The organism is Cryobacterium frigoriphilum (genome assembly GCF_004403305.1).
Lineage (GTDB): Bacteria > Actinomycetota > Actinomycetes > Actinomycetales > Microbacteriaceae > Cryobacterium > Cryobacterium frigoriphilum.
In genome coordinates this window covers 1-1,609 of sequence record NZ_SOHE01000086.1, presented here as the reverse complement: position 1 = coordinate 1,609, position 1,609 = coordinate 1, and the positions used below count along the sequence as shown (strand labels likewise).

Annotated in this window: 1 protein-coding gene; it reads left to right on the top strand. The window is 67.6% G+C overall.

Going from position 1 to position 1,609, the window contains the following annotated elements; translation table 11 throughout:
• Positions 1-496: 496 nt before the first annotated feature.
• Positions 497-1,387: a type IV toxin-antitoxin system AbiEi family antitoxin domain-containing protein gene (locus tag E3T55_RS18910; protein ID WP_134521091.1), complete on the top strand. Its 891-nt coding sequence runs from the start codon at positions 497-499 to the stop codon at positions 1,385-1,387.
• The last annotated feature ends 222 nt before the right edge of the window (positions 1,388-1,609 follow it).

Genomic DNA, 1,609 nt, shown 5'->3' with positions numbered 1-1,609 from the left:
CGCCACGCCGCCCGCGTGCCGCCGTGCCGCCCGCGTGGCGCCACGCCGCCCGCGTGCCGCCACGCCGCCGTGGCGAATTCAGGAAGACCGGGCCCTCGACCGACCGGATGTGCGTGACGTCGGGACCATAGTCTGGCCGCGCCGCCTGTTTTCCTGAATTAGCCCCCGGTGACACTGTCGTTAGCGCCGCCGAGGATTCAGCGTTTCGCTACCTGGCTTGCACTCTTCCGCGCCGCTCGCAGCGCTGTCTCCCGTCTCCCGTCTACGTCGTGGCGAAATCAGGAGATCGCCGCACTGTAGGCGAGCTGTGCCGGGCATTCAGGGGATGCGCACGCGCTTGTCGTCCGTTTTTCCTGAATTCGCCACGGGTGGACCGGTGGGATGGGCGTGCATTCGGCTGGCGGCCTCTCCCTCCACAGGCCGGGGGCGGCGCGACTTATTCACATATTGGCTCGAGCGGCCGATGCCGACCGACCAAGCCGGGCACTGTGTGGCCATGACCTGGTCTGAGTACTTTGAGCGCAACAACCGCAGGGTCTTTGAGACGGCTGAGCTCACAGCTGCCGGCGCGAGTTGGCGAACTCTCAAAGGCGCGGTCGACCACGGCGACCTCGTGCGGGCACGACGTGGGCACTACCTGCTGGGCAGCGCCGACCGGCACAGTCTCGAAGCGGTTCGGGTGGGCGGCCGGTTGGCCTGCATTTCGGCGGCAGCGGATGCCGGGGTGTTCGCCTTCGACGACACGTTCAGTCATATCCACCTCGATGCAACGGCGTCCCGGCTGCGCACCCCGCAGGATCGCCGCCAGCGGTTGACCGCGCGGAATCGAGAGGGTGTCGAACTGCATTGGGACCGCCTGCTGCAACCCCGCGGTGGCTCTGAGGTCGCTGTCGGCCTCGTTGACGCGCTTGTGCAGATCTTCCGTTGCCAGGAACCGAACTTCGCGGTGGCATCCCTCGACAATGCCCTGCACCAGGGGCTGATCCCCGCCCGGTCCGTGCACACGATTTTCGGCGCGCTGCCGGAAAGTCTGCAGGTTCTTCGACCTCTGATCGACCCCCGCAGCGAGGCCGGCCAAGAGACTGTGCTGCGTCTGATCGTGCGAGCTGCCGGCCTCGAATGCGAGATCCAGGTCACAATCGACGGCGTCGGTCGGGTGGACATGCTCGTAGAGGGGTGCGTGGTCGTCGAAGCGGACAGTCGCAGATTCCACGAAGGCTGGCCCGCACAGGCGAGGGATCGAGCCCGCGACCGGGAGCTCGCGGTTCGGGAGTACATGAGCTACCGCGCGCTCTACCGCGACATCATGTTCTTCCCCGAGCGAGTGATTGCCGCAATTTGCGGTCTGCTGGCTGCCCGCAATCGCTTTCGCACCGTAATTCTCTAGCATCTCGGCGCGGGCGCGGGCGGCTGTTGCCCTCGCTGGTCGAGCGGTGGGGGCGTATTCAGGAAATCGGCGCGGCGTCGCGCGGCCAGGCCCCGGCATCCGGTCGTCTGGTGAGTGTCGGGCCGAGTCTTTCCTGAATTCGCCACGTGCGGGACACGGCGGAAGCACGGGAGGAGGCACGGGCGAGGACGGGGGCGGGACGGGACCGGGGGCGGGGGCGGG